Origin of the sequence: Streptomyces sp. NBC_01549 (assembly GCF_026339955.1) — a bacterium.
Classification (GTDB): Bacteria; Actinomycetota; Actinomycetes; order Streptomycetales; family Streptomycetaceae; genus Streptomyces.
In genome coordinates this window covers 6,562,769-6,589,725 of sequence record NZ_JAPEPW010000001.1, presented here as the reverse complement: position 1 = coordinate 6,589,725, position 26,957 = coordinate 6,562,769, and the positions used below count along the sequence as shown (strand labels likewise).

The 26,957-nt window shown below is 70.7% G+C and carries 26 protein-coding genes and 3 pseudogenes; 19 read left to right on the top strand and 10 right to left on the bottom strand.

Going from position 1 to position 26,957, the window contains the following annotated elements:
• Positions 1–56: 56 nt before the first annotated feature.
• Entirely contained in the window at positions 57–347 is a 291-nt protein-coding gene (locus OG819_RS29475) for a hypothetical protein (protein WP_266651579.1), read from the bottom strand.
• 145 nt (positions 348–492) lie between these two features.
• On the opposite strand from OG819_RS29475, the gene OG819_RS58650 reads away from it, so the two are divergent.
• Both OG819_RS58650 and OG819_RS58645 read left to right on the top strand, forming a co-directional pair.
• Positions 493–684 (top strand): hypothetical protein, encoded by a 192-nt coding sequence (locus OG819_RS58650; RefSeq protein WP_323138266.1) that lies wholly within the window; start codon positions 493–495, stop codon positions 682–684.
• A 110-nt stretch (positions 685–794) separates the two neighbouring features.
• A complete protein-coding gene (locus tag OG819_RS58645; protein WP_323139369.1) occupies positions 795–1,064 on the top strand; it encodes a hypothetical protein in 270 nt (89 codons plus the stop codon).
• A gap of 106 nt (positions 1,065–1,170) precedes the next feature.
• Here the strand turns inward: OG819_RS58645 and OG819_RS29465 are convergent, their stop codons facing one another.
• Positions 1,171–1,566: a hypothetical protein gene (locus OG819_RS29465; protein WP_266622693.1), complete on the bottom strand. Its 396-nt coding sequence runs from the start codon at positions 1,564–1,566 to the stop codon at positions 1,171–1,173.
• A gap of 45 nt (positions 1,567–1,611) precedes the next feature.
• Here OG819_RS29465 and OG819_RS29460 point away from each other — a divergent pair.
• From OG819_RS29460 to OG819_RS29425, 8 genes and pseudogenes are all read left to right on the top strand, one after another.
• Positions 1,612–3,621 (top strand): annotated as a pseudogene (locus OG819_RS29460) (discoidin domain-containing protein); the annotation flags it as partial.
• A gap of 254 nt (positions 3,622–3,875) precedes the next feature.
• A complete protein-coding gene (locus OG819_RS29455; protein ID WP_266651578.1) occupies positions 3,876–4,967 on the top strand; it encodes a substrate-binding domain-containing protein in 1,092 nt (363 codons plus the stop codon).
• 46 nt (positions 4,968–5,013) lie between these two features.
• Positions 5,014–6,102, top strand: coding sequence for a mandelate racemase/muconate lactonizing enzyme family protein (locus OG819_RS29450; protein WP_266622696.1), 1,089 nt, complete (start codon positions 5,014–5,016; stop codon positions 6,100–6,102).
• A complete protein-coding gene (locus OG819_RS29445) occupies positions 6,099–7,163 on the top strand; it encodes an ABC transporter permease (protein ID WP_266622698.1) in 1,065 nt (354 codons plus the stop codon). Before OG819_RS29450 ends, OG819_RS29445 begins: the two co-directional genes overlap by 4 nt.
• On the top strand, positions 7,160–8,209 hold the full coding sequence (locus tag OG819_RS29440; protein WP_266651577.1) for an ABC transporter permease: 1,050 nt from the start codon (positions 7,160–7,162) through the stop codon (positions 8,207–8,209). Before OG819_RS29445 ends, OG819_RS29440 begins: the two co-directional genes overlap by 4 nt.
• Entirely contained in the window at positions 8,206–9,750 is a 1,545-nt protein-coding gene (locus OG819_RS29435; protein WP_266622700.1) for a sugar ABC transporter ATP-binding protein, read from the top strand. Before OG819_RS29440 ends, OG819_RS29435 begins: the two co-directional genes overlap by 4 nt.
• Positions 9,747–10,070 carry an L-rhamnose mutarotase gene (locus tag OG819_RS29430; protein ID WP_266622702.1) on the top strand — a complete coding sequence of 108 codons (324 nt, stop codon included), beginning with the start codon at positions 9,747–9,749 and terminating at the stop codon, positions 10,068–10,070. Before OG819_RS29435 ends, OG819_RS29430 begins: the two co-directional genes overlap by 4 nt.
• A 46-nt stretch (positions 10,071–10,116) precedes the next feature.
• Complete coding sequence (locus OG819_RS29425; protein WP_266651576.1) at positions 10,117–10,995, top strand: amidohydrolase family protein; 879 nt, start codon at positions 10,117–10,119, stop codon at positions 10,993–10,995.
• Here the strand turns inward: OG819_RS29425 and OG819_RS29420 are convergent.
• Entirely contained in the window at positions 10,984–11,721 is a 738-nt protein-coding gene (locus OG819_RS29420) for a GntR family transcriptional regulator (RefSeq protein ID WP_266622706.1), read from the bottom strand. The two genes, OG819_RS29425 and OG819_RS29420, sit on opposite strands and share 12 nt — an antisense overlap.
• 323 nt (positions 11,722–12,044) lie before the next feature.
• Here OG819_RS29420 and OG819_RS58640 point away from each other — a divergent pair.
• The 3 genes and pseudogenes from OG819_RS58640 to OG819_RS29405 all read left to right on the top strand — a co-directional run.
• A pseudogene (locus tag OG819_RS58640) lies at positions 12,045–12,412 on the top strand (SDR family NAD(P)-dependent oxidoreductase); the annotation flags it as partial.
• Between the two features lie 174 nt (positions 12,413–12,586).
• On the top strand, positions 12,587–12,961 hold the full coding sequence (locus tag OG819_RS29410) for a DUF779 domain-containing protein (RefSeq protein WP_266417081.1): 375 nt from the start codon (positions 12,587–12,589) through the stop codon (positions 12,959–12,961).
• 75 nt (positions 12,962–13,036) lie between these two features.
• The gene (locus OG819_RS29405; RefSeq protein ID WP_266622711.1) at positions 13,037–14,305 is read left to right on the top strand and encodes a phosphodiester glycosidase family protein; all 1,269 of its coding nucleotides are present in this window, start codon (positions 13,037–13,039) and stop codon (positions 14,303–14,305) included.
• A 31-nt stretch (positions 14,306–14,336) separates the two neighbouring features.
• Here OG819_RS29405 and OG819_RS29400 read toward each other — a convergent pair whose 3' ends face one another.
• The 6 genes and pseudogenes from OG819_RS29400 to OG819_RS29375 all read right to left on the bottom strand — a co-directional run bounded on the left by OG819_RS29400 (position 14,337) and on the right by OG819_RS29375 (position 19,951).
• Entirely contained in the window at positions 14,337–14,531 is a 195-nt protein-coding gene (locus OG819_RS29400) for a hypothetical protein (RefSeq protein ID WP_266417076.1), read from the bottom strand.
• Positions 14,532–14,706: 175 nt separating this feature from the next.
• Positions 14,707–15,261, bottom strand: a pseudogene (locus tag OG819_RS29395) (hypothetical protein); the annotation flags it as partial.
• Positions 15,262–15,992: 731 nt separating this feature from the next.
• On the bottom strand, positions 15,993–17,096 hold the full coding sequence (locus tag OG819_RS29390; protein ID WP_266622713.1) for an acyl-CoA dehydrogenase family protein: 1,104 nt from the start codon (positions 17,094–17,096) through the stop codon (positions 15,993–15,995).
• Complete coding sequence (locus OG819_RS29385; RefSeq protein WP_266651574.1) at positions 17,093–18,274, bottom strand: acyl-CoA dehydrogenase family protein; 1,182 nt, start codon at positions 18,272–18,274, stop codon at positions 17,093–17,095. Before OG819_RS29385 ends, OG819_RS29390 begins: the two co-directional genes overlap by 4 nt.
• Entirely contained in the window at positions 18,271–19,248 is a 978-nt protein-coding gene (locus OG819_RS29380) for an NADPH:quinone oxidoreductase family protein (protein ID WP_266651573.1), read from the bottom strand. Before OG819_RS29380 ends, OG819_RS29385 begins: the two co-directional genes overlap by 4 nt.
• Positions 19,249–19,342: 94 nt before the next feature.
• On the bottom strand, positions 19,343–19,951 hold the full coding sequence (locus tag OG819_RS29375; protein ID WP_266652877.1) for an XRE family transcriptional regulator: 609 nt from the start codon (positions 19,949–19,951) through the stop codon (positions 19,343–19,345).
• An 83-nt stretch (positions 19,952–20,034) separates the two neighbouring features.
• Between OG819_RS29375 and OG819_RS29370 the strand changes: the two genes are divergently transcribed.
• From OG819_RS29370 to OG819_RS29350, 5 genes are all read left to right on the top strand, one after another.
• Entirely contained in the window at positions 20,035–20,988 is a 954-nt protein-coding gene (locus OG819_RS29370) for an NAD(P)/FAD-dependent oxidoreductase (RefSeq protein WP_266622718.1), read from the top strand.
• A 233-nt stretch (positions 20,989–21,221) separates the two neighbouring features.
• Entirely contained in the window at positions 21,222–22,760 is a 1,539-nt protein-coding gene (locus tag OG819_RS29365) for an ATP-dependent DNA ligase (protein ID WP_266651572.1), read from the top strand.
• Positions 22,757–23,221: an NUDIX domain-containing protein gene (locus OG819_RS29360; RefSeq protein WP_266622720.1), complete on the top strand. Its 465-nt coding sequence runs from the start codon at positions 22,757–22,759 to the stop codon at positions 23,219–23,221. Before OG819_RS29365 ends, OG819_RS29360 begins: the two co-directional genes overlap by 4 nt.
• Positions 23,222–23,345: 124 nt before the next feature.
• Positions 23,346–24,740, top strand: a complete 1,395-nt coding sequence (locus tag OG819_RS29355) for an NADP-dependent succinic semialdehyde dehydrogenase (RefSeq protein WP_266651571.1) — start codon at positions 23,346–23,348, stop codon at positions 24,738–24,740.
• A gap of 24 nt (positions 24,741–24,764) precedes the next feature.
• Complete coding sequence (locus tag OG819_RS29350) at positions 24,765–25,004, top strand: DUF6213 family protein (RefSeq protein ID WP_168489781.1); 240 nt, start codon at positions 24,765–24,767, stop codon at positions 25,002–25,004.
• A 282-nt stretch (positions 25,005–25,286) separates the two neighbouring features.
• Here OG819_RS29350 and OG819_RS29345 read toward each other — a convergent pair whose 3' ends face one another.
• Complete coding sequence (locus OG819_RS29345; RefSeq protein ID WP_323139368.1) at positions 25,287–25,685, bottom strand: hypothetical protein; 399 nt, start codon at positions 25,683–25,685, stop codon at positions 25,287–25,289.
• A gap of 213 nt (positions 25,686–25,898) precedes the next feature.
• On the opposite strand from OG819_RS29345, the gene OG819_RS29340 reads away from it, so the two are divergent.
• Positions 25,899–26,957, top strand: a complete 1,059-nt coding sequence (locus tag OG819_RS29340; protein ID WP_266417052.1) for a type III polyketide synthase — start codon at positions 25,899–25,901, stop codon at positions 26,955–26,957.

Here is a 26,957-nt window from a genome sequence, read left to right as displayed (position 1 = left end):
GGGCGACCCCGGAGGACCTACCTCCATCTCCTGCACAGCACCGCTTCCAGAAGCTCCTACATCGACGCCTCCTTCAGCGTTCGTGACACACGACCAGGCTCAACACGGCCCTCTACCATCATTACGACCGCCGCGGGCACGCCGCCGTACTCGAATTCTTCGCCGCCGACGCGCTGTACGAGGTGCACGGACGCGAGCTGCGGGGCCATGCCGAGATCCTGAAGGAGCTCAACGCCCGCCCCGGCCCCCAGGTGACCATCCGCCACGCCGTGGCCGCCCAGCACTTCCCCACCATCAGCGACACCACCGCCCAGGGAACCATCACCCTGCTCGGATACGGCGGCCATCTTCGAACTCTCCGATCACTAGCGACTCGACAACGGGCGGTGGAAGATCACCCACCGCGCCGCACGCCAGATCCTCGCCCCGGCAACCAGTTGACGGTCCACACGGCGGAGCACCGCCTGACGGCGGGTGCCTCCGCCGTCGGGCATGCCACGGCTCGGCCGGGGCACGGCCGTCGGCCTGGCACGCGAGGGAGCTCTGGTCACCGTGCACGACGCGCACAACGAACAGGCCGCACAGGAGACCGCCGCGCTCATCGGCAGGAACGGCGGCCGGGCCTTCACCATCGCCGCCGAACTCGGCGTCCCTTCCTCATCACCCAGCGGGCCCTCGGACTGATCCCCGGCGGAGGGCGCACCATCAACATCTCGTCCGGCCTGACCCGGGTCGCCACCGGGATCACGGACAACGGAAACGCGATCTTCAAGATCCCCGAGGCTCGCGAACGGATGTCGCAGCTGTCGGCGTTCAAGCGCGTCGGTGAGCCGGAGGACGTCGCCGACGTCGTCACCTTCCTCTCCACTGACCAGGCCCGCTGGATCACAGGAGCGTTCATCGACGCCACCGGCGGTGGCCTCCTCGGCCAGACCGGACCGCCCCGGCACCGGGCGTACAGGAACGCACCCCGGTGCCTTCGACGCCTGCGACATCTTCGCTGCTCGCACCAACAGCGAGTCCACTTGAGGCCAACGAAATCCGATGCAACAAGGCCGGGTTGACCGTCGGGACGACAGGATGGTCCCCAACGCCGCGTTCCCGACGGCAGTGGCCGAGACATTCTGCGCCACCATCAGTGGGGGCCGAACCCAGGCCCCATCCCCAAGGTCAGCTCTTGCTGTTCGGGGCGGCGGCCGCGGGGCCTGCCGGGGCGGCGCGGAGCATGGCCTTGTAGAGGGCCTCGTGCTCGGGCGAGGCGGGCAGCGGGCCCCGGACGGGGGCCTCGAAGGACTGGACGAACAGGGCCACGACGCGGCGCCAGGCGTCGGGCGCGGCGTCTCCGGTCGCGTTGACGACGCCGGCGTTCGCCATGTGGAGCAGCACCAGGTCCGAGGGGTCGAAGTCCTCACGCAACCGGCCGGTCTCCTTGGCGCGACCGATGAGCCGCACCATGCCCTCGTACGCCTCGTTGCGGCGCGCCTCCAGCGCCTTGGCGGTGGGGAAGGTCGTGGTCAGCACGCCGACGCGGTCGCCGTCGCCCTGGACGACCCCGACCCCTGGCACGGCTTCGTCGGCTACATCGAGGCCGCCTGCGCGATGCAGGCCGCCGAGCTGGCCGAGCGCCTGGAGGCGTACCAGGCGTACCCGCCGCAGTATCGCCTCGCGAAGTTCTCGGGTGAGCCCAAGTACGAGCCGGAGGCCCGGGCCGAACTGGCCATCAGCTACCTCCTGCACGAGTGGCGGGGGCGGTCGGGGCGAGCTCCCGTGCGACCGCTGTCGCGGCGCGAACTCTTCGAGCTGGCGAGCGGCGTCGCCGACTACGGCTCGGGTCCCGGTCTCGTCTCCCATCAGTCGCCGGGCGCGTGGTCCGGTGTGGTCAGCAAGTCCGGCTTCGTGAAGTTCGCCTGGCAACCGGCCCATGACGACTGGCTGTTCGCACTCAGCGGTACGACACCGATGTTCCTGCCGAGCACCGGCGCCAAGGTCACCGGCCGTTCGGTCGCCACGTACTCGCGGCTGCGTGACGGGTTCGACGGCAGCGCGAGCCTGCTCACGCTGGACCACGGCTATGCGGGGTTCACCACGTTGCCGACCGGCGCCGTCGTGTACGCGACCTCCGGGACGGCGTACGGCGAGGGCCACTTGGAGGTGCGCAACCTGGCGATGCCCGGGATGCCGGGGCTGGACGGGAGCCGCACCTATCAGGCGGCCGAGGGGAGCACCACGGTCGGGGCCGGGAGCGGTACCACCACGTCCGGCCCGCGCGTGGACGAACTCACCTTTCCGCGCGGCCGGTTCCGCCATCTGCGCATGCTCGGGGCGCGTCCCGACCCGTCGTACGGCTACTCGCTGTACGCGTTCGAGATACGTGACGGAGCCTCGGGCCCGGACCTCGCGCGCGAGGTCGGCGCCACAGCCTCCGCCTCTTCCTTCGACGCGGGCAAGGAGCCCGCGCTCGCCGTCGACGGTATCGCCGCCAGCCGCTGGGCGGTGTCGCGCGCGGACCGCCCACGGGCGGACAGCTGGATCGCGGTCGACCTCGGCTCGTCCCGGGACGTGGACCGGGTGACGCTGCGCTGGGAGTCCGCGGCGGGCCGTGCGTACCGGGTGGAGGGATCGGTCGACGGGCAGCAGTGGACCGAGCTGGCCGCCTGGCCGCGACCGGACCTCACCTGCCGCGGCGGATGGCTGGACATCGACGGCCGCGCGGGGCTCCTCGTACGAGGCGCCGCCAACCCGCTCTCGGTGTACGGCGACACGGTCGTCCTCTCCGACGGGCCGGCCGAGAGCGTGCTGGTCGAGGCACTCCCCGGCGCAACGGCCGAGGAACTGCGCGCCGCGGCCGCCCACACAACGCCGTCGACGCAGTCCGCACAGGTGAAGGCAGCCCTCACCGACCACTACCTGAGCCTGTTCAACCTCTCCTCGGACTCCGTGACCACCACCGTGACGATCCCGGGCTCGTCCGCCGAGGGAATCCGCCTTTACCAAGGCGTTCAGACCGTCACCGATTCGGGCACGGCACTCCTCGCCGAACTGCCCGCGGCCTCTGCCACCTTGGCGCCTGCGCGCATCGTCCTCTCCGGCGGCCGTATTCCTGTCGGGCTGCGCGCCGAGGTGCGCGACGGCCGCACCGTACGGCTCACCGGACCCTCCTGCCGCGTCACCGTCTCGGCACAGGGCAGGAGTCTCGACGTCACGGTCCGTGCGGGCCGCACGACCACCGTCACCGTGCCGCGCGCCGCGGCGTACCCCCTGGCCGACCTGGCACTCGCCCGCACCGTCTTCCCGACCGCACCGTTGCCGCCCGCGATGACGGACCCGGGGGCCGCGGTCGACGGCGACGCGGGCACCGCGTGGTCGCCCGGTCCCGAAGGTCGTATGGTCGTCGACCTGGGTGCCGAACAGCACATCACCGAGATCCGGACCCAGTGGCGAGGGGGTCACACCCCGGTATCCCAGGCCGAGTTCAGCCTGGACGGCCGTACGTACAGTGGCGCGGCCCAGCTGTCCGCGCGTGGCGTCCTGCGCACCGACCGCACCGCCCGCTACGTGGCACTACGGGTCACCACATCGGCCACACGCCCTGCCTCACTCGTCGCCCTCAACATCGCGTAGGAGTGACCGCACCGGCTTTGACCACCGGTGCGGTCGCACAAGCAATTTCCTATATGATTTTTCGCATGGCAGGACCTCTTGGGAGGCGGGGACGCAAGACCTTCCGGGGTCGCCGCGCAGCCGACCCGGAGCACTTCTCAGCAGCGTACGAACGCCCACGCACCACCTGCCCGCGCCGAAAGCCCTTGACGCGCGAGCGTTCCTGCCCCACGATCTCCGCATCGATTTCCTATTTTATTCTTCAGGGGTGGGCCATGCGCTTCCCAATCAGATCCGTCCTGCCCGGAGTTGTCACAGCAGCGTTGCTGGCCGCGGGGACAACGGCCTGCACCTACAAGAACTCGGGTGCTTCGTCCGGCGGTCAGGCCGCACCGGCCGCGCGGGCGGGCAGCGGCGCCGACCTCGTGGACGGCTCCGGGACCAAGGTCGCCCTCGTGCCCGGCGGCGCCCACCCGTACTTCCAGCCCTGGAAGACCGCGGGGGCCACCGCGAAGAAGACGTACGGCCTTGGATCCGTCGCCTTCGACGAGACGGCGGAGTGGGACCAGCAGAAGCAGAACAACCTGCTGTCCACGCTCGCGGCGCGCGGCTACAACGCCTTCGGGGTGTTCGGCGTCTCCCCCACCGACATCAACACGACCTTCGCGGACCTCAAGTCGCAGGGCTTCCCCGTGGCGTCCCTGGGCTCCTGCCCCGCCGGTGACAAGGACGAGGCCGACTTCTGTCTCTCCACGGACGTCGAACTCGCCGCCTACAAGGCCGCGAAGGCGGCGATCGAGGCCATGGGCGGCCGCGGCACCCTGGTCCATCTGACCGGCAACAACGTGGACGCCAACACGCAGTTGCGGATCAAGGGCGTCACCCGGGCCGTGCGGGAGTCGGGCGGCAAGGTGCGGCTCCTGCAGACCATCACCGACATCGACACGGACCTGCAGACCGCGCAGAAGGCGGTGTCCGACCTGATGGCGGCCAAGGGCGACCGGATCACGGGCATCGTCGCCACCGCCTACAACCCGGCCGTCGCCGCCGCCGACGTCGTCAGGACGTCCGGATCGAAGGCGAAGGTCATCGCCATCGACGACGACGCCAAGATCCTGAGCGCCATCAAGCAGGGCACGGTCACGGCCACCGTGGTGCAGAACCCGGTCGGTCAGGCCGAGATCGGGACGTGGGCCCTGGCGCTGCTGCAGACGAAGCAGTGCACCGTGCGCGATCCCGGGGTGGAGGTGGACTCCGGTTCGTTCGTCGTCAACAAGGCGAACGTCTCCGGCTACGACAGGGCCCGACAGGCGAAGACCGCGCAGCTGAAGAAGCAGTTCGCCGACAAGATCCTCTCGTGCGGCTGACCGGCTCCCACGACGACAGACCCACGACAGAAAACGGAATCGCCGCATGAGCATCATCACGACCGCGACCGCCAGGCTGGCCGACATCGCCGTCGAGCAGGACCGCACCGACGCGGTGCAGTCCTTCGTCAAACAGGAGACGGTCCTGGTCGACCTGGAGACCGCGGACGGCCTCACGGGAACCGGCTACTCCTACACGATCGGCACCGGCGGCACTTCCGTACTGGCCCTGCTGCGTGACCATCTGCTGCCCGCCCTCGTCGGACAGGACGCCCGCAATGTCGAGGCACTGTGGCAGCGGTTGTTCGCCCTGACCCGGGCGACCACCACCGGAGCCATCACCTCACTCGCCCTCGCCGCCGTGGACACCGCCCTGTGGGACGTGCGCTGCAAGCGGGCGGGCGAGCCGCTGTGGCGGCTGGCCGGCGGACACCGCCGGGAAGTGCCGGTCTACGACACCGAGGGCGGCTGGCTCCATCTGAGCGCCGAGGAATTGGTGAAGGGCGCCCTGCGGGCCCAGGAGGCTGGGTGGGCGGGCGTCAAGATCAAGGTGGGCCGGCCGCATCCCGCCGAGGACGCGGAACGGCTGCGCGTCGTACGCGAGGCCGTGGGCCCCTCGCTGCACATCATGACCGACGCCAACCAGTCCCAGACGGCGTCCTCCGTCCTCCGGCTCGCGGTCGCGCTCGAGCCCTACGACCCGTACTGGCTGGAGGAGCCCCTGCCCGCGGACGACATCAGCGGTCACGCCCGGCTCGCGGGCGCGACGCGGATTCCCGTCGCCGTCGGCGAGTCCATGTACTCGCTCGTGCAGTTCCGCAGCTACCTGGAGGCCGGCGCCGCCTCCGTCGTACAGGTCGACGCCGCCCGGATCGGTGGCATCACCCCGTGGCTGAAGGTCGCGCACCTGGCGGAGAGTCACAACGTCATGGTCTGCCCCCACTTCTTGATGGAACTGCACGTCAGCCTCGCCGCCGCGGTGCCCAACGGCAGGTACGTCGAGTACATCCCGCAGCTGCGGGCCGTGACCCGGACCGAGCTGACCATCCGCGACGGCATGGCCGTGGCCCCCGACGTACCGGGAATCGGGATCGACTGGGACCTGGACGCGCTCGACGACCGGAGGGTGGCATGACTACTTCCCTCAGCCGACCCGACACCGTCCCGGAGGAAAGAGCGGCGAGTCACCGCATGCCGTTCTGGGTCAACCAACGACTCGGCCTGCTCGTGCTGGTCATCGCGCTCAGTGTGCTGTTCGGCGTGCTGCGGCCGGCATTCCTGGACGAGCGCCTCGTGCTCTTTCCACTCCTGCGGGACGTCGCCACGCTGACCGTGGTGGCGCTCGCCCAGATGGTCGCCCTGTCCGTGGGGCACATGAACCTCGCGGTCGGGCGGATGGCGGCCTTCGGGGCCATGTTCGCGGGCCTCGGGTACGACCGGCTCGGTCTGCCGATGCAGGCGGGGCTGCTCCTGTGCCTGACCGCCGGTGCCGCCATCGGCGCGGTCACCGGCTGGCTCATCGCCCGTACCGGGGTGAGTTCCTTCGTCGTCACGCTGGCGATGGACTTCGCCCTGCTGGGCCTGGTGTCCCTGCTGTACTCGGCCCTCACCGAGGACGCCGCCTTCACCACCCGCCCGTCCGGAATCGGCGAACTGCGCTCCTACTCGCTCGCCGACATCTGCGTGGGACCCATCTGCGGCTCGCCTGCCGTACCGCAGATCGCACAGTTCACCGTGCTCGCCATGCTCGGCCTCGGTTTCCTGTACGGCTGCACACGCATCGGCAGGGAGCTGCTGCTCACCGGTGCGAATCCGGCGGCCGCCGAGCTGTCCGGCATTCCCACCGGTCGCCGTGTCCTTCTCGCGCACACGCTCTCCGGGCTGCTCGCCGCGCTCGCCGGATTCATGGCGGCCACCGGCACGGGCACGTTCCGCGCCTCCATCGGCGACGACTTCATGCTGCCCTCCTTCCTGGGCGCGGTCCTCGGCGGCACCCTGCTCACCGGCGGCGTGGTGTCCGTGCTCGGCACGCTGCTCGGCACCGCCCTGGTCGGCGTGATCCGCAAGGGCCTCGACCTGCTCGGCGTCGGCTTGGAAAGCCTGAACATCTACCTCGGCTGTGTCCTCCTGCTGGCCCTGTCGGCCGACCGGATCCGCAGCGTGGTGTCCTATCGCAAGGTGGTGCGCTCCACATGAGTACGATCCGCGAGCAGTGGAGCCGGACCACACCGGCACTGCGCCGGTTCTCCCGTTCCACGGCGGCGATGCTGTTGTGCGTGGTCGTGGCGGGTTACGTGGCACTGGGCGCGGCCTCGTCGGGCTCCTTCTTCGAAGGGCCCTCGGTGCGCGTCTTCCTCCAGTACCTGGCCACCCCCATCCTCATCGGCCTGGCCCAGATGGTGGCGCTGTGCGTGGGGCAGCTCAATCTCGCCGTCGGCGCCCTGGGCGGCTTCACCGCCTGTCTGATGGGCGTCCTCATGGCCGACCACGGCGTGCCCGCCGCGGTCGCCGTGATCATAGGCCTGCTGACGGCTACGGCCACCGGCCTGGTGACCGGCGTCGTCATCGTGGCCACACAGATCAACGGGTTCATCGTGACACTCGCCACCATGACGATCCTCCTGGGAGCGCAGTACCGGCTCACCGGCACCCGTACCGTCGACGGCTACTCCCGCACGCTGCGCGACCTCGGCACGGCGGCGCCGCTGAACATCCCCCTCGTCTTCGTCACCGCGCTCGTCGCGGCGGCTGCGCTGGCCGCCTTCATGTACCGCACGATCGCGGGCCGACGACTCCTCGCCGCGGGCGGCAACCCTCTCGCCGCCCGGCTCTCGGGTATCTCCACCGACCGGCAGATCGTGGCCGCGCACACGCTGTCCGGGCTGCTGATCGGCGTGGCCGCGGTGACGTCCACGGCCTCGCTGCCCGGCGTCAACCGCAGCGTCGGCGGCGACTGGCTGCTGCCGAGCTTCGCCGCACCCATCATCGGAGGCGTGGCACTCACCGGCGGTTCCATCGCCGTATTCGGGACCGTGCTGGCAGCCTTCGTGACACGGCTGATCGACGCCGCGCGAGCGCAGTTCTCGCTGGATCCGAGCTGGGTGAACCTCCTGATCGGCCTGGTCGTGCTGAGTACGGTCGCCGGTGGACGGCTGCACCAGACGCGCCTGGAGAAGATCACGCCCTCCCCGTCGCCGGACGGCGGTGCGCAGCCACTGGCTCACTCAGGAGGTGCCCGTTGAGCACGGTCCTTCTCGAATGCCACGACCTGGTCAAGGTCTTCCCCGGTGTGCGGGCGCTGGACGGCGTCGGGCTGCGGCTGACCGCCGGCACCGTGCACGCGCTTCTCGGTGAGAACGGCGCCGGCAAGTCCACCCTCATCAAGGTCCTGACCGGTGTGCACTCCCCCGACGGCGGCCGCCTCACCTGGTGCGGTGAACCGGTCCATCTTCGCTCGCCGTTGGAGGCGACCCGTACCGGCATCGGCGTCGTCCACCAGGAACGCAACCTGATCCCGGGCTTCTCGGTGGCGGAGAACATCACCCTGCAGAACCCTCCCTCGCACCGTGGACTGGTCGACCGCGAGGCCATGACCGCACCGGCCCTGGCGTGCCTCGCGGAGCTCGGTGTGGACCTCGATCCGCAGCAGCCGGTGCGTGAACTGTCCGTCGCGCAGCAGCAGTTGGTGGAGATAGCCAAGGCCCTGTACACCGAGAGCCGGGTGCTGCTGCTGGACGAACCCACCGCCTCCCTCTCCCCGCAGGAGACGGAGCGTCTGTTCGAGGTGATCCGGCGGCTGGCCGCCCGCGGCGCCTGCGTCGTCTTCGTCAGCCACAAGCTGGAGGAGATCTTCGCCGTCTGTGACACCGTCACCGTGCTGCGCGACGGGAAGTCGGTACTGGAGTCCTCGCCCCTGGTCGACCACACCCACGACGACATCGTCGGCCTCATGGTGGGCCGCGCCCACGCGGCGACGGAGATGCGCCCGCGCACGGTCGACCGGACCACCGCGCCGACGCTCGCACTGGACGCGGTCTCCACGGCCGGTGGACACCGTGACATCAGCCTGGAGGTCCGGCCCGGGGAGATCGTCGGCCTGTACGGACTGGTCGGCGCCGGGCGGAGTGAGCTGGTCAAGGCGGTGCTAGGCCTGGACCGCATCACGGGCGGCGAGGTGCGGGTGCACGGCAGGCCGGCCCGGATCGCCTCGCCGCGCCAGGCCCTGCACGAGTTCGGCATCGGATACGTCACCGAGAACCGCAAGGAGGAAGGCGTCTTCCTGGAGCAGCCCATCGTCCGCAACATCACGGTGACGGTGTGGAAGAGACTGGCCAAGGCGCTCGGGTTCGTCTCGGCACGCGAGGAGCGTGACACCGCCCAGGACCTGGTCGACCGGCTCGGCATCCGTATCTCGGGGCTCGGGCAGAACGCCGGTGAACTCTCCGGCGGAAACCAGCAGAAGGTCAGCCTCGCCAAGTGGCTCGCCGCCGACACCCGACTGCTCGTCATCGACGAACCGACGGTGGGCGTCGACGTCCGCACCAAGCGTGCCTTCCACGAACTGATCTGGGATCTGGCCCACGACGGCCTGCCCATCCTGCTGATCAGCAGCGACCTCGCGGAGATGGTCACCCTCGCCGATCGCATCGTCGTCATGACGGACCACCGCGTCCGCGGCGAGGTCGACAACGACCGCGACTACGACCGCATGAGCGGCCGGGTCATCCGCCTGATCCACGACCGCGCGGGCTCCGCCGCCGACGCGAAGGCGGTGGGCGGATGAGACGTGTGGCACAGGTCATCGCGGTGCGCACGGAACAGCTCGCCGCATACCGGGAGTTGCACCGCGACGTGCCCCAGCCGGTGCTCGACCGGATCCGGCGCAGCCACATCTCCAACTACTCGATCCACCTGCTGGGCGACCGTCTGTTCAGCTACTTCGAGTATCACGGCGACGATCTCGAGGCGGACCTGGCCCTGATGGCCGCGGACGAGGCCACGCAGCGGTGGTGGAAGCTCACCGCCCCCTGTCAGATGCCTGTACCGGAGGCGGCCCCCGGTGAGTGGTGGGCCGCGGCGGAACAGGTGTTCCTCATGGAGTAGGCGCTCGAGCGACCGAGCACCGGCCCTCACGAGTAAGGCACAGCACATGCAGATCATCGATGCCCACCACCACCTCTGGGACCTCGGTGTCCGCGACCAGGAATGGATCAGCGGCCCCGAACTCCAACCGCTGCGACGGTCGTTCACGCTGCTCGACTTCGAGGCGGAGGCGCGCGAGGCCGGTGTCGCCGCCGGCGTCCTGGTGCAGACGGTGGGCGTGCCCGAGGAGACACCGGAGTTCTTGTCCCTGGCGGTCGGCAGCGACCTGGTCGGTGCCGTCGTCGGCTGGACGGACCTGACCTCGCCCGGCGTCGCCGACGAACTCGCCCGCCTGCGTGGACTTCCCGGCGGAGCGTTGCTGCGCGGCATCCGCCACCAGGTTCAGGGGGAGGCCGATCCGCAGTGGCTCACCCGCCCCGATGTGCTGCGGGGACTGCGCGCCGTGGCGGCCGCGGGCCTCGTCTACGACGTGGTGGTTCTCCCCCACCAACTCCCCGCCGCGGTCCAGGCGGCCGCCGCGGTGCCGGAACTGACCTTCGTACTGGACCATCTGGGCAAGCCGGCCATCGCCTCCGGCGAACTGGAGCCCTGGTCCACCGAGCTGGGGCGGCTGGCCTCGCTGCCGAACACCGTGTGCAAGCTGTCCGGGCTGGTCACCGAGGCCGACTGGGCGTCATGGACCACGGCCGACCTGCGCCCCTTCGCGGACCGTGTCCTGGCGGCCTTCGGCGCGGACCGGCTGATGTTCGGCTCCGACTGGCCGGTCTGCACACTCGCGGCCGGTTACCCGGAGGTCGTCGCCTCCGCGCGCGCACTCACCGACACGCTCACCGCGGCCGAACGGACGGCCCTGTGGTCCGCCACCGCGACGCGCGTCTACCGGATCGACGGCACGGCAGCGGACTCGCAGCCGTCACCCCGCTGACGTTCCAGGCTGCGGCCCGTCGCCGTCCTCCCGCTGACGTTCCAGGCTGCGGGTGAGATGCTCCGTCATCGCCTCGGCCGCACGCTCGGGGTTGCGACGCAACACAGCTCGTACGATGCGTTCGTGCTCCGCGACGGTCGGGCCCCCCGCGCCGACGACCTTGCTGAGCCGGAAGATGTGCAGGTGCGCGTGGAGCCGTTCCACCGCGTCCGCCAGTAGCGGCCGGTGCGCGGCCTGTCCGATCGCTTCGTGGAAGCGCTGGTCGAGAGCGGCGAAGTCGCGGTACGACGCGTACCGTCCGTTCGGGCTCGGGTGGGCCTGCATCTCCTCGACGATCCGCTCGATGCCGTCGAGCTGCGCCTCGGTGGCGTTCACGGCAGCCAGAGCGGCCGCCCTGGGTTCCAACAGCAGGCGCATTTCGAAGAGTTCGTCGAGACCCTGACGGGTCAGCAACTGCGTGGCCCGATATCCGGACAGCGCGCGCTTCACCACCAGACCATCGGACTCCAGCCTGGCCAGCGCCTCCCGGACGGGGGTCGGCGAGACCTTGAGTGCCCGGGCCAGCGCCTCGATGCCCACGCGTGCGCCGGGGGCGATCTCATGGTCCATGACCATCGCCTTGATGCGTTCGTACACGCTGTCCGACAGCGCCTGCCGGACGGGGGGCACACTCCGCCCGTCGCCCTCGTCCGGGACCCCGGCCGCGGAAGGGCTGTGCGGCGGCATCCCGGCTCCTCCTCAAGACTCTGCGTATCCCTCCTCAGTTTACCCAGGTAGACGCGATGGGAGGCTCGCCCGCGGCACAGGCGTGGTCGAAGGCCGGCTCAGGAGACGGGCGCAGGTCCGTGGCGGGCAGCATGAGGGGCGCCAGGATGCCCGTCGCGATGATCACGGTGGTGTCGGCGAGGACCACGTCTTCGCGCAGATGAACGCCGTGGCTGTGGCACGGCCGCTGAGGTCCGGTCTGTGGCCGCGCGGGTCAGTTTTCGCCGAACGGCGGGTGCATACGTGCCGGGCGGCGGGGCCGCACGGGTGGCCGCCGGAATGCGAGCGCCGAACGCTTCGACGTGCGCAGCGTCGAGAGCATCGAGCGGGAGATCGCCCTCAACCTGACCTCCCCGCTGGTCGCGACCCGGATCGCGATCCCCCTGCTGAAGGCCTCTCGGGATGCCCGGGTGGTCACCACGGTCTCCCTCGGCGGGATCTTCCCGCTGGGCGAGACCCCGATCTACACGGCTTCCAAATTCGGGCTGCGGGGCGCGATGCTCGCCATCGGACTCGACCTCAGGAGCAAGGGCATCCTGGCCGGCGCGGTGCTGCCCTCGGCGACCGACACCGGATGCTGCGCCAGGAGGCCGTGGACGGCGGGAACTCCATGCAGTTCCAGGACCCGCCGCAGCAGCCCGCGGACGTCGTCCCGGTGTCAGGGGCGGCCGTGCCACGCAACCTGGGTGCAACCAAGCCAGGAGTTAGCTGGGCACCACGACCGGCGATTCGGCCGCACAGCGAGATCCGGACCGGTTCTCCGGACCAACCAACCGTCGCGCGGAGCGGTTACCCCCGTTTCCGCGGGTCAAGACAAGGACACGCCATGGACCACCAGGAGACGACGGATGCCGCCCCGCGCGTGGAGCTGACGCCCTCGGCCGCCGAGTTGGTGCGACGGCTGCGCGCGGTCCACGGACCGCTGATGTTCCACCAGTCCGGCGGTTGCTGCGACGGCAGTGCGCCCATGTGCTACCCGGAGGGCGAGTTCCGTACCGGCGGCTCCGACGTACTGCTCGCCGAGCTGGACGTCGAGGGGCTCGACGAACCGGTGACCTTCTGGATGTCGAAGAGCCAGTACGCGCTGTGGAGTCACACGCGGCTGATCGTCGATGTCGTGGCGGGCCGCGGCAGCGGTTTCTCTCTGGAAGCACCCGAAGGAGTGCGTTTTCTCATCCGTTCCCGCGTCGTCGACGCCTAGGCCCTGCGGAGGCCGTCGCGGTCTGGTGCAATCCCCCTGAGTCCTACGACAGTTGATGTGAGATCAGGGGGAACCGTGACAACTCGTGACGAACGACTCAGAACGGTACTGACGCTTCTCACGGCATGGAGTGCGCTGGCCGGTGCGGCCCTGGTGGGGGCGGCACCGGCCAGCGGCATGGAAGGCACCGACGCGGGCACGTCCGCCGCCGCGAAGGTCCTCGTGGACAAGGCCCTCGCCCCGGGCATCACGTACAAGGAGTTGGACGTCCCGGCCGCCCGGGGCGTGGCGCGCGCCCACGTGCTGAGCGTCGATCTGAGCAACCGTCATGTGCGGGTCGATCTCCTCCACTCGGCGGCTGTGGCCTCCCGGGCGGCCGTCTCCCGACTGGCCGAGGCGCAGGGGGCCCTCGCGGGTGTCAACGGTGACTTCTTCGACATCACCGAGACCCAGCATCCGGGGGTCGAGGCCACGGGCGCGACCGTGGGCCCGGCGATCGCGAACGGCCGCGTTCTGAAGGCGGCGGTCCCGGACGGTCAGCGTTTCGGTCCCGCCCTGCCTCCGGGCACGACCACGAAGGACGTCCTCGGCGTGGGCCTGGACGGCCGGGCACGGCTGGACAGCCTGGCCCTCGACGGCTCCGTGCGCAGCTCCCGCGGGCGGTGGGCGCTCGGGGGGCTCAACCAGTACGCGCTGCCGCAGGGTTCCATCGGCGCGTTCACCTCGGCCTGGGGCGGCGTCTCCCGGAAGCGGGCCACCTGCGGCACCGACATCGACCGCGCCGCGCCCTGCGGCACGGACACCTACGAGGTGACGGTCCGACGCGGCCACGTCGTGTCGGTGGCCGGCACGCCCGGCAGCGGTCCCATCGCCTCCGGCACCACCGTGCTGGTGGGGCGTGAGGCGGGTGCGCAGCGGCTGCGCGGGCTGGTGAAGGGGCAGGCGGTCCGCATTCAGCACTGGCTCGTCGCGGCTGGCACCCGGATCCGGTACCGCTTCGCGATCGGCGGCTGTCCGGTCCTCACCCACGGTCAGCCGCTGCCCGGTCTCAACGACACCACCTCGGCCGTACGGACCGCCGTGGGCATCGCGAACAAGGGGCGGCGTCTGCTTCTGCTCGCCCTCGACGGCGCGCCCGCGTTCCGCACCGGGCTGACCATCGCCGAAGTGGCGCACACCATGCGGACGTTGGGTTCCGTCGACGCGTTGAGCCTGGACGGCGGCGGCTCCACGACCATGGTCGCGCGGAAGCCGGGAGCGGGCGCGGTGAGCGTCCTCAACCACCCCTCCGACGGAGCCGAACGCCCGGTCCCCAACGGCATCGGCGTGTTCTCACACGGCTGACACACGGCCGACGTGCATCTGGACCCGAACATCAGGGGCGCAGGCTGCTCACGATGTCCGCCGTCGCGGTGAGCCCGTTTTGAATGGTCGGCCCCATGCTGGTACTCGCCAGATAGAAGCCGAGCAGTACGCAGACCACCGCGTGTGAGGGCTTCAGCGCGCCGTTGCGCAGGAAGACCACCGCGAGGATCAGGAGCAGTACCACCACAGAGATGGAAATGGCCATCGTCAACCTCCTCCGCCACGTCGACACCGCGGCTTTCGGCCGCAAGTGTCGCGTAGCGGAGGGTTCGTCCGGGCGGCTGACGTGTCCTCCGAACGTGTGATGTCCACGCCCGTTCGCACATCCGCGCGTGCGTCTACTCGAGGGCGTCAACTCGTGTGCGTCTACTGGTGTGCGTCTACTGGTGTGCGTCGAGGAAGGCTTCCAGCCCGGCGAGGTCGTCGGTGTTGAAGTAGTCCAGGTCGGCGGCCAGCAGTTCGCCCCACAGCGCCTCGCGGGCCGGGCCCGCCAGATCGGGCGTGGCCCAGAACCGCACCTTCTGGCGTCGCCGGTGTGCCTCCGCGATGATGCCGCGCAGCTTCACGCGCTCCGCGTCCGGGAACGGGCCCTCGCCCAGCCAGGTGAAGTTGAGCGTCCAGTTGTCCGAGATCAGCGGGATGAAGGAGGCGGGGGCCGCGCTGCCGAGGTCGGTGAGCCGGCCGTCGTAGAAGGCGCGCCGCACGCTCTGCGCCTCCATGGGCGTACGGGCGGCGCGGTCGCCGGAGATCACCGCCGTGATTGGCCCCGGGCGCACACGGCCGTGCGCGTAGGTCGTGAACAGGTACGGGTACCGGCTCAGATGGCGGTCGAGTTCGAGGTAGGTCGACGAGCCCTCGGTCTTGATGTCGATGAGGAGTTGCAGGGGCCTCCGGTATCCCCGGTAGACCGAGCCGTGGTTGGCCTTCACGCGGGCGACAAGGGCGCGCGCGGTGCTTCTCCTCCCCCGCATGAGGGCGGTTTAACTCGATCGTGTGACGGTCGACTTCCAGGCTTGCGGCGTACTGGGCCGTCCGGGTTAACGTGATCGTGTGATCTGGGACGCCGGGTGCGGCGCCAGCGTGCGGGGCCCCTGCTCCACCGGAGTGATGGTTCAGGGCCTCCCCGTTGCCTCTGGCTGTATCCATGTGGCCAGGTCGCGCAGGGAACCGACCTCCCGGGCCCGGACCACGCACAGGATGCGTGTCGCCGCCCCGGGGTTGAGTACGCCGGGGACCAGTCCGCCCAAAACCGTTCGGGGCGTGCGGCTGAGCAGACTCACTCCTGCTCAGTCCAGAGAAACGGTTCACTACGGACCTCAGCGAGTATGCGGTCCTCGGAGGCCCGACAGACCCTGCTGCGAGGGGAGTTGGCCGGACCGCCGCTGCCCGTTCACTTCACCCGCGCTAGGCCCTGTCGTCAAATTCCCGTCGTCCGCCCGGAGGGCGGGCCCGGCGGCGTCAGGTGCGTGCTCTCGGCGTGCCGGCCAGACCCTCGTACTGGATGTACTCGGGTCTGTGCCCGGTGCGGCGAGTGGGGGCACCTCCCACGCCCTTCAGGCAGTGGGGGAGCGTGCATGGCGTCGCAGGGCAGACGGGAATTTGACGACAAGGCCTAGGCACACCAAGAGGCCCGCCCCTGGTGGGGCGGGCCTCTGGAAGGGGTACGTCAGGGGGCTTGCAGGTCCACCAGTTCGGCCAGCGCCGCGCGGTGGGCTCCCGCCGTGCCGTACGCGATCGAGTCCGCCTTCGCCCGCTTCAGATACAGGTGAACGGGGTGCTCCCAGGTCATCCCGATGCCGCCGTGCAACTGGAGGGCCTCCTCGGCGGTGTGGACGGCGACGGGTGCCGCGTACGCCTGGGCGACGGCGACCGACAGATCGGTGTCCGCGCTGCCGGTCGCGAGCGCGTCAGCGGCACCGCGGGCGGCGGCGCGCGTGTTGACGACCTCCAGCCACAACTGCGCGAGCCGGTGCTTGAGCGCCTGGAATCCGCCGACGGGCCGGTTGAACTGCTTGCGCTCCTTGAGGTAGCGGACCGTCTCGGTCAGGCACCAGTCGGCGAGTCCGAGTTGCTCGGAGGCGAGCAGTCCGGCGCCGGTGCGCAGAGCCCGTCGTACGGCGGGTTCGGCGGCGCCGAGGCGACGTGCCCGCACTCCGTCGAAGGTGACCGTGGCGAGCGACCGGGTGAGGTCGAGGGACACCTGCGGGGTGATCGTCACGGCGTCCCCGTCCACCGCGTACAGCCCGCCGTCGTCCGCCGGAACCAGCAGTACGTCGGCCACCGCCGCGTCCGCGATCCCGGTCAGCTCCCCGTGCAGGACGCCGTCCTCGTTCCGTACGGCCTTGTAGGCGCCACCGGGGGCCACGGACAGCGCCACGGCGAGCGCGCCGATCGTCCGGCCCGACGCCAGCGCGGTCAGCAGTCCGGCGGCCTCCTCGCCCTCGCAGGCCAGCAGTGCCTCGGTGGCGACGACGGCGCTCGTCAGATACGGCACCGGCGCGACCGCCCGCCCCAACTCCTCCAGCACCACGGCGACTTCGCGGTGGGTGGCGCCCTGGCCCCCCAGCGACTCGGGCACGAGCAGGCCCGCCAGACCCATCGCGTCCGTGAGCACCTTCCACAGCTCGGGGTCGTGCGGGGTGTCCGACTCGGTGCGGGCGATGACGCCCGCCGCGTCGCAGTGGTCGGAGAGGAGGCCGCGGAGGGCGGCGCGCAGCGCCTCTTCCTCCTCCGAGTACAGCAGATCGGGCTGTGTGCTCTGTGTTGTCATCGGGCGAGGTCCTTCCACGCGACGTCCTTGTCGGCGCGCGGCTCGGACGGCAGGCCCAGCACGCGTTCGGCGACGATGTTGAGCAGGACCTCGCTGGTCCCGCCCTCGATGCTGTTGCCCTTGGAGCGCAGATAGCGGTAGCCGGCGTCGCGGCCGGTGAAGTCGACCAGTTCCGGCCGGCGCATCGTCCAGTCCTCGTACAGCAGGCCTTCCTCACCGAGGAGTTCGACCTCCAGGCCGCTGATCTCCTGGTTGAGGCGGGCGAATCCGAGCTTCATCCCAGAGCCCTCGTGGCCGGGCTGGCCCGCTACGAGCTGCTGGCGCAGCCGTTCGCCGGAGAGCCGGGCGACCTCGGCTTCCACCCACAGCTTCAGCAGCCGCTGGTGCAGATCGTGGGTGCGCAGTACGGGACGCTCGCGCCAGGTCTTGGAGACCGGGCCGATCATGCCGCCCTCGCGCGGGATGCGCATACCGCCGATGGAGACGCGCTCGTTCATGAGCGTGGTCTGCGCGACCCGCCAGCCGTCGCCGACCTCACCCAGCCGGTGCGCGTCGGGAATGCGGACGTCGGTGAGGAAGACCTCGTTGAACTCGGCCTCGCCGGTGATCTGGCGCAGCGGCCGCACCTCGACGCCGGGGTCGGTCATGTCGCAGATGAAGTACGTGATGCCGCGGTGCTTGGGCACGTCCGGGTCCGTGCGGGCGATGAGGATGGCCCAGCGGGCGAGGTGGGCGCTGGAGGTCCACACCTTCTGCCCGTTGACCACCCAGTTGTCGCCCTCACGGACGGCACGGGTACCGAGCGCGGCCAGGTCGGACCCGGCGCCGGGCTCGCTGAAGAGCTGGCACCAGACCTCCTCGCCGATCCACAACGGCCGCAGGAAGTCCCGCTTCTGCTCCTGGGTGCCGAAGCCGAGGATGGTCGGCGCGGCCATGCCGAGACCGATGCCGATGCGCCGCGGGTCGTTGTCGGGAGCGCCCGCGGCCTCCAGCTCGGCGTCCACGACGGCCTGGAGGGAGCGCGGGGCGCCGAGGCCGCCGAGGCCCTCGGGGTAGTGCACCCAGGCGAGTCCGGCGTCAAAGCGGGCCTTGAGGAAGTCGGTCCGGTCCGTCGTCGCGGGCGGATGAGCCGCCAGCAACTCCTTCGTCCGGGCGCGCAGTTCGGCTGCGTCGGTCATGCGGCTGCTCCGTTCTCGAGAGAGGGCACCACGACGACCCTGCCGGTCGTGACACCGTCGGCGACCCGCTGCACGGCCGCGCCGCCACCGCTCAGTGGGACGCGCTCGCTGACGAGTGGCTTGATGGCGCCGCGCGTGGCCAGCTCGGTGAGCTGCTCGTGGCAGTGCTGGATCAGCTTGGGGTTCTTGGTGCCGTACAGACCCCAGTGCAGGCCGAGGATCGCGTAGTTCTTCACCAGGGCGTGGTTGAGCGCCGGGCTGGGGATCGAGCCGCTGGCGAAGCCCACGACGACGATGCGGCCCTCGAAGGCGACGACCTTGGTGGACTGGGTGTACGCCTCACCGCCGACGGGGTCGTAGATCACGTCGGCGCCGCGGCCGCCGGTGGCTTCCTTCACGGCGGCGATGACGTCCTGGGTACGCCGGTCGATCACGACGTCGCAGCCCAGCTCGCGCGCCACGGCCGCCTTGTCGGCTCCGCCGACCACGCCTATGACGGTGGCGCCCGCGGCCTTCCCCAGCTGCACGGCCGCGCTGCCGACCCCTCCGGCGGCGGCGTGGACGAGCAACGTCTCGCCGGCTTCGAGACGAGCCCGGCGATGCAGGCCGAACCAGCCCGTCTGGTAGCCGATGTGCAGGGCGGCCGCCTCGGCGTCGTCGAGGGCGTCGGGCGCGGGCAGCAGGGCGGCGGCGTCCGCGACGGCGTACTCGGCGAAACCGCCGTACGGCAGTGCGGGGTTGGCCAGCACGCGGTGCCCGTCCTCCATCTCGCCGCAGATCTCCACTCCGGGCGTGAACGGCAGCGGCGGCCTGACCTGGTAGTGCCCGCGGCACATCAGCGCGTCCGGGAAGTTGATGTTCGCCGCGCGTACCTTGAGCAGGACCTGCCCCGCACCGGGTACCGGTCGCTCCACGTCCTGGAGCCGCATCACCTCACTCGGCTCGCCGAGCTGGTGCACTTGCCATGCCTGCATGCGGGGCCTCCACGGGACTGCTCTGTCTGACCGGGCTCGACCGCATACTAAGCGGTCGCTTGCCGATCAGGGAACAGTCATCTGCGTCACGCCCTCACGAGCGGGTCGGACGCGCCCTGACGTGCATCCGCTCCCCCTGCGGCCCGAACAGGCTCAGGAACTCCACGGGCCCCTCCCCCGTCGACCCGAACCAGTGCGGCACCCGCGTGTCGAACTCGGCGGCCTCCCCCGGACCGAGCACGACGTCGTGGTCTGCCAGCACGAGCCTCAGCCGCCCCGACATCACGTACAGCCACTCATAGCCCTCGTGGGTCCGGGGCTCCGGCTCGAGCTTGCGCTGCGGTTCGAGCACCTTGTACGCCTGAAGTCCGCCGGGCTGCCGGGTGAGCGGCCAGTGGGTGCGGCCGCCGCGCACGATCGGCTGGGCGCGTACGCGCGGGTCGCGCACCGGGGGCGCCCCGACCAGCTCGTCCAGCGGCACCTCGTGGGCCCGGGCGATCGGCAGCAGGAGCTCCAGGCTCGGCTTGCGCAGCCCCGACTCGAGCCGCGACAGGGTGCTCACGGAGATACCGGTCGCCTCGGACAGCCCCGCGAGCGTCGCGCCCCGCTCCTTGCGTATGCGCCGCAGCCTCGGCCCGACCTCGGCCAGCACCTGGTCCGTCCGGGAGCCGTCATCCCCACCCTCGTCCATGCCCATACCCATACCCATACCCATATTGCAGATTCGGCAAAGCCATTTGTCAATGCGGCACCGGTCGCGGGACCTTCCGGGTGGAGGTGGTCACCATGACCGACATGACCGAGGGGTACGAGGCCGTCGTCGTCGGAGGCGGCGCGGCCGGCCTGTCCGCCGCGCTGGTCCTCGGCCGGGCCAGGCGCCGCACGCTCGTCGTCGACGCGGGCGAGCCGCGCAACGCGCCCGCCGCACATCTGCAGGGCTATCTGACCCGGGACGGCATGCCGCCCGCGGAGTTCCTCGCCGCGGGCCGCGGCGAGATCGCGCGGTACGGAGTCGAGCTGGTCCGGGACCGGGCGGTGGACGTGTCCCGGCAGCACAACGGCGAGTTCCTCGTGACGCTCGCGGCCGGACGGACCGTGCGCGCGCGGCGGCTGATCCTCGCCACCGGGCTGGCGGACGAGCTCCCGACGGTCCCGGGCGTCGCCGAGCGCTTCGGGCGGGACGTGCTGCACTGCCCGTACTGCCACGGCTGGGAGGTGCGCGACGAGCCGTTCGGGGTGCTGGCCACCACGCCGATGAGCGTCCACCAGGCGCTGATGGTCTCCCAGTGGTCGAAGGACGTCACCCTGTTCCTGCACACGGTCGCCGAGGAGGAGCTGACGGCCGACGACACACGGCGGCTCGCCGCGGCCGGAGTCGTCGTGGTGCCCGGTGAGGTCGCGGGTCTCGTCGTCGAGGACGACCGGCTCACGGGGATCCGGCTCGCGGACGGCACCGTCCACGACCGCTCGACGCTCTTCGTGGCGCCGCGCGCGGTCCCCCGCAACGACCTGTTCGAGCGACTGGGCGCCGAACTGCGCGAGACGCCGTTCGGCACCTACCCCGTGGTCGACGAGACGGGTCTGACGACCGTGCCGGGCGTCTGGGCGGCGGGCAACGCGATCGGCTTCGCCGAGCAGGTCGTGAACGCCGCGGGCGCGGGCTACCGGGCGGCGGCCACGCTCAACGGCGAACTGCTCTTCGCCGACCTCGACGCCGCCCAGGGCGTGTTTCAAAAGTAGCGTCGTCCGCCCGAAGGGCAGGGGCCCGCGGCCGTGCCGGTCCGTGAGGACCGGTCTTTCCATACCTCCACAGGCCTGACTTCCCGCCCGTCCGGCGGTAGGTCCGACAACTGCGTGTCGGACAAGGCGCTAGTGCCATGGCTCTGCGGCCCTCGGGGCCGCGAGGGCGAAGATGCCCTACACCTCCCCCTGAAGGATGGAGACTGGGCAAGCGTTCGTAGCACCATGGCTCCATGCTGCTCGCCCGGCTCGCCCGTGTGTCCCGGGAGGTCGCCGCCGCCTCGGCGCGGTCCCGGAAGATCGCCCTGCTCGCCGAGCTGTTCCGGGACGCCGACGCGGACGACGTGCCGATCGTCATCCCGTATCTGGCGGGCCGTCTCCCCCAGGGACGGCTCGGCATCGGCTGGAAGCTGCTGAGCGGGCCGGTCCCGCCCGCGCCCGAGCCCTCGCTCACGGTGCGGGACGTGGACGCCCGGCTGACCGAGGTCGGCGCGGTCACGGGGACCGGCTCGCAGGCGGAGCGCAAGCGGCTGATGGACGGGCTGCGGGCGGCGGCCACCGAGGACGAGCAGCGGTTCCTGTCCGGGCTGCTCACCGGCGAGGTGCGGCAGGGCGCGCTGGACGCGGTCGCGGTCGAGGGGCTCGCCGCGGCGACCGGCGCGCCCGCCGCGGACGTACGGCGGGCGGTGATGCTCGCCGGATCGCTGCAGACGGTGGCGCAGGCGCTGCTGACGGGCGGGCCGGCGGCCCTGGTCGGCTTCCGCCTCACGGTGGGCCGTCCGGTGCTGCCCATGCTCGCCCACACCGCCGGGTCCGTGTCCGAGGCCGTGGAAAAGCTCGGCGCGTGTGCCGTCGAGGAGAAGCTCGACGGCATCCGCGTACAGCTGCACCGCGTCGGCGACGACATACGGATCTGCACCCGCACCCTCGACGACATCACCGACCGACTGCCGGAACTCGCCTCCCTGGCAATGGAGTTGAGGGGAACCCGGTTCATCCTGGACGGCGAGGTGATCGCGCTGGACGAGGACGGGCGGCCGCGTTCCTTCCAGGAGACGGCCGGGCGGGTGGGCTCGCGGGTGGATGTGGCCACGGCCGCGCGGAGCGTGCCGGTCTCCCCCGTCTTCTTCGACGCGCTGTCGGTCGACGGGCGGGATCTGCTGGACCTGCCGTTCGCCGAACGGCACGCGGAGCTGGCACGACTGGTGCCCGAGCCGATGCGGGTGCGGCGCGCCCTCGCCCACGGCCCTGAGGACATCCCCTTGGCGGAACGATTCCTCGCCGAGACGCTGGAGCGCGGTCACGAAGGCGTGGTGGTGAAGGCCCTGGACGCCCCCTACAGCGCGGGCCGACGCGGTGCGTCGTGGCTGAAGGTCAAGCCCGTGCACACCCTCGACCTGGTGGTTCTGGCGGCCGAGTGGGGCCACGGGCGGCGCACCGGCAAGCTCTCCAACCTGCACCTCGGGGCCCGCGCCGCGGACGGCTCCTTCGCGATGCTCGGCAAGACCTTCAAGGGCATGACGGACGCGATGCTGGCCTGGCAGACCGAGCGCCTCCAGGAGCTCGCCGTCGAGGACAGCGGCCACGTGGTGACCGTACGGCCCGAACTCGTCGTGGAGATCGCGTACGACGGTCTGCAGAAGTCCACCCGTTACCCGGCCGGGGTCACCCTCCGGTTCGCCCGCGTGGTGCGCTACCGCGAGGACAAGACGCCCGCCGAGGCCGACACGGTCGAGACCCTGCTCGCCGCACACCCGGAGGTGACCCCGTGAAAGGGAAGCGCAGTGCCGGACTGCTGCTGTACCGGCGCACCGACAACGGCCCGGAGGTGCTGCTCGGCCATATGGGCGGCCCGTTCTTCGCGCGGCGGGGCGCCGGGGCGTGGACCGTGCCCAAGGGCGAGTACGAGCCCGACGAGACCGCCTGGGACGCGGCGCGCCGGGAGTTCCAGGAGGAACTGGGGCTGCCGCCGCCCGACGGGGAGGCGGCCCCGCTCGGCGAGGTCAAACAGACGAACGGCAAGGTCGTCACGGCCTGGGCGATCGAGGCGGACCTCGACCCGGCGACGGTGGTCCCGGGCACCTTCGAGATGGAGTGGCCGCCGAAGTCGGGGCGCAGGCAGGAGTTCCCCGAGCTGGACCGGGTGGAGTGGTTCGGCCTGGACCGGGCACGGGAGCTGATCGTGCCGGCGCAGGCGGCGTTTCTCGACCGGCTGGCGGAGCACTCGGACTGAGAGCGCCCTCCGCGTTGCGCCGCACCGCGCCGCGCGGGAGGGTCGGAAAAAAGCCCGCTTTTCAAGAACAGCCCGCTCGGAGAAAAGCCCGGCTCGAAGAACAGCCCGCTTCAGGAGGTCGGCCATGCCCATCGCGACGGTGAACCCGGCGAACGGCGAGACGCTCAAGACGTACGACGCGCTCGGCGCCGAGGAGATCGAGCGCCGGCTCGCCACGGCCGAGACCACGTTCCGCAGCTATCGCACCACGTCCTTCGCCGAGCGGGCGCGGCTGCTGCACAAGGCCGCCGACCTCCTCGACGAGGAGCGGGACGACATCGGCCGGGTGATGACCACGGAGATGGGCAAGCCCGTCAAGCAGGCCCGCGCGGAGGCCGCCAAGTGCGCGAAGTCGATGCACTGGTACGCCGACCACGCCGAAGAGTTGCTCGCCGACGAACAGCCCGCCGCCTTTGACGTGAAGGACTCGGGCGCCTCCCGCGTCCTGGTGCGCTACCGGCCGCTGGGCCCGGTGCTGGCCGTCATGCCGTGGAACTTCCCGCTCTGGCAGGTGGTCCGGTTCGCCGCGCCCGCCCTCATGGCGGGCAACGTCGGCCTGCTCAAGCACGCCTCGAACGTGCCGCAGACCGCGCTCTACCTGGAGGACCTGTTCCGCCGGGCGGGCTTCCCCGAGGGCTGCTTCCAGACGCTGCTGATCGGCTCGGGCGCCGTCGAGGGCATTCTGCGCGATCCCCGGGTCAAGGCGGCGACGCTGACCGGGAGCGAACCGGCGGGACGCGCCGTGGCCTCGGCCGCCGGGGACGAGGTCAAGAAGACGGTGCTGGAGCTGGGCGGCAGCGACCCGTTCGTCGTCATGCCGTCCGCCGACGTCGACCGGGCGGCGAAAACCGCGGTGACGGCCCGGGTGCAGAACAACGGGCAGTCGTGCATCGCGGCCAAGCGGTTCATCGTGCACACGGACGTGTTCGACGCCTTCGCCGAACGCTTCACGGCGGGCATGAAGGCGCTCAAGGTCGGCGACCCGCTGGACGAGGACACCGACATCGGCCCGCTCTCCACCGAACAGGGACGCGGCGACCTGGAGGAGCTCGTCGACGACGCCGTGGAGAACGGCGCGACCGTGCTGTGCGGCGGCGAGCGCCCCGAAGGTTTCACGGAACGCGGCTGGTACTACGCGCCGACCGTCCTCACCGACATCACCCCCGAGATGCGCGTCCACCAGGAGGAGACCTTCGGGCCCGTCGCCACGCTCTACCGTGCCGCCGACCTGGACCAGGCGGTGGCGCTGGCGAACGACACGCCGTTCGGACTGAGTTCGAACGTCTGGACGAGCGACGAGGCCGAGATGGAGCGGTTCGTCCGTGATCTGGAGGCGGGGGGCATGTTCTTCAACGGGATGACCGCCTCCCACCCGGCGTTCCCGTTCGGCGGGGTCAAGCGGTCCGGCTACGGGCGCGAGCTGTCGGGGCACGGAATCCGCGAGTTCTGCAACATCACCACGGTATGGCACGGAGCGTAAGCGTTCCGCAGCTACGATCCCCCTGTGAACCGCGAAGTGACCCTGCCTCTGATCGTCGACGACCGCGGCACGTTGCAGGTGGCGGCCGCCGACGTCAGCAAACTGCTGCGCACGGTGGGCGGCCGGTGGCTGCACCTGGTGGAGGCCGGCCAGGACGGACTCGACGAGGACACGGTGGCGACGCTGACCATCGAACTCGCCAAGCTCGCCGACCGCATCGACGTGGCTTGCATCGCGCACAGCAGCGGCGCGTCGACCGACTAGGGCCGGTCCCCTGTGAGTTGGACCGGCACTAGTCGGTGGTCGAGTTCCGAGAGTGTCTGCCAGAACTTCACCTCTTGACGTCCTCGCCTGCGCGAACGCAGGCCACTTTGGTCCGCACCGCTACGCGGCACCACCACGGGTTCCTGCTTCACGGGCCCTCGCCCTCCCCCTTGCGGGAGCTGGTCTTACAGGGGCCTCCACAGGCGTCACTTCACGCCCGTCCGGTGGTAGGTCTGGCAACTCCACTGCCGGACAAGCCGACGTTAGCATCGACACCACCCCTCACCAGGCCACCCGGACAGGATGCCCCACCTCTCCACACTGAAGGATCGTGCGCCGGACAACCGTTCGACGGTCCGCGAGCGGCTCGTAGGCCGCCGCCCGCGCCTCGTCCACCCCGCAGGCGGCGGCCACATCCAGCCTGTCCTGGGCCAGAGCCTCACCCTCCGCGAGCAGGGCGAAGAAGGCGGCGCTCTCCGGCCCGGCGTCCGGGCGCTCGGCCAGATGCAGGAACGCACGGCGGTCCGCGGCCATCACATGGCGCTGTTCGTGGGCGAGGGCGGCGAGCGTGGAGCGCCGGGCCGCGCCTCGGGCGATGAGGGGCAACAGCCGGTTGGCGTGGGGGTCCGGGGCGAGCTTCCCGGTGGTGTCCTCCAGCAGCTCCCTGGCCGTGCGCACCATGGCGTACTCCTTCGGTTCGGCCGCCCCGGGGCCTTTTCCCCTGCACTCCCATACCCTCCCAAAATTCCCCGGAATGGAGTAACCCGACGAGAGATCCCCACGCTTCCGGGTGATCGTGGGTGGACCACCCCAGCGGGTGAACCACCCCCGTGGGTGAACCACCCTTCCGCCGGGGGACGAGAGTTCCCCGGAAGGCGAAAGAAGGCGCGCGTCATGGCGACTTTGTGCAGACCTTCGGTCTCCGTGCCGGAATACGTGATCACCATGGAGGAGACGCTGGAGCTGGCTCGCTCCCGTCATGAGGACCACCCACAGCTGCCGTTGGCACTCCGGCTGATCGAGAACACCGGCGTCAGCACCCGGCACATCGTGCAGCCCATCGAGGAGACGCTGAAACACCCGGGCTTCGAGGAACGCAACAAGGTCTACGAGAGTGAGGCGAAGGCCCGCGTCCCCGCCGTCATACAGCGGGCACTGGACGACGCCGAGCTGCTCACCACCGACATCGACATGATCATCTACGTGTCGTGCACCGGGTTCATGATGCCCTCGCTCACGGCCTGGCTGATCAACTCGATGGACTTCAGCAGCGACACCCGGCAGATACCCATAGCCCAGCTGGGCTGCGCGGCCGGCGGCGCCGCGATCAACCGGGCCCACGACTTCTGCCAGGCGTACCCCGACGCCAACGCACTCATCGTGGCCTGCGAGTTCTGCTCGCTCTGCTACCAGCCGACCGACCTCGGCGTCGGCTCGCTGCTCTGCAACGGCCTGTTCGGCGACGGCATCGCCGCCGCCGTCGTCCGCGGCAGCGGCGGCACCGGCATCGAACTGGAGCGCAACGGCTCGTACCTGGTCCCCAAGACCGAGGACTGGATCATGTACGACGTCCGCGCCACGGGCTTCCACTTCCTGCTGGACAAGCGGGTTCCCGGGACGATGGAACCGCTCGCCCCCGCCCTCCACACCCTCGCGCGACAGCACGGCTGGAACGCCTCCGAGCTGGACTTCTACATCATCCACGCGGGCGGGCCCAGGATCCTCGACGACCTCAGCAAGTTCCTCGAGGTCCCACCGGAGGCATTCCGGTTCAGCCGAGCCACCCTCACCGAGTACGGGAACATCGCCAGCGCCGTCGTCCTGGACGCGCTGCGCCGGCTGTTCGACGAGGGCGGCGCCGAGCACTCCGCACGCGGACTGCTCGCGGGCTTCGGCCCCGGCATCACCGCGGAAATGGCCCTGGGCCGCTGGCACAAAGACGAGACGGCGTGA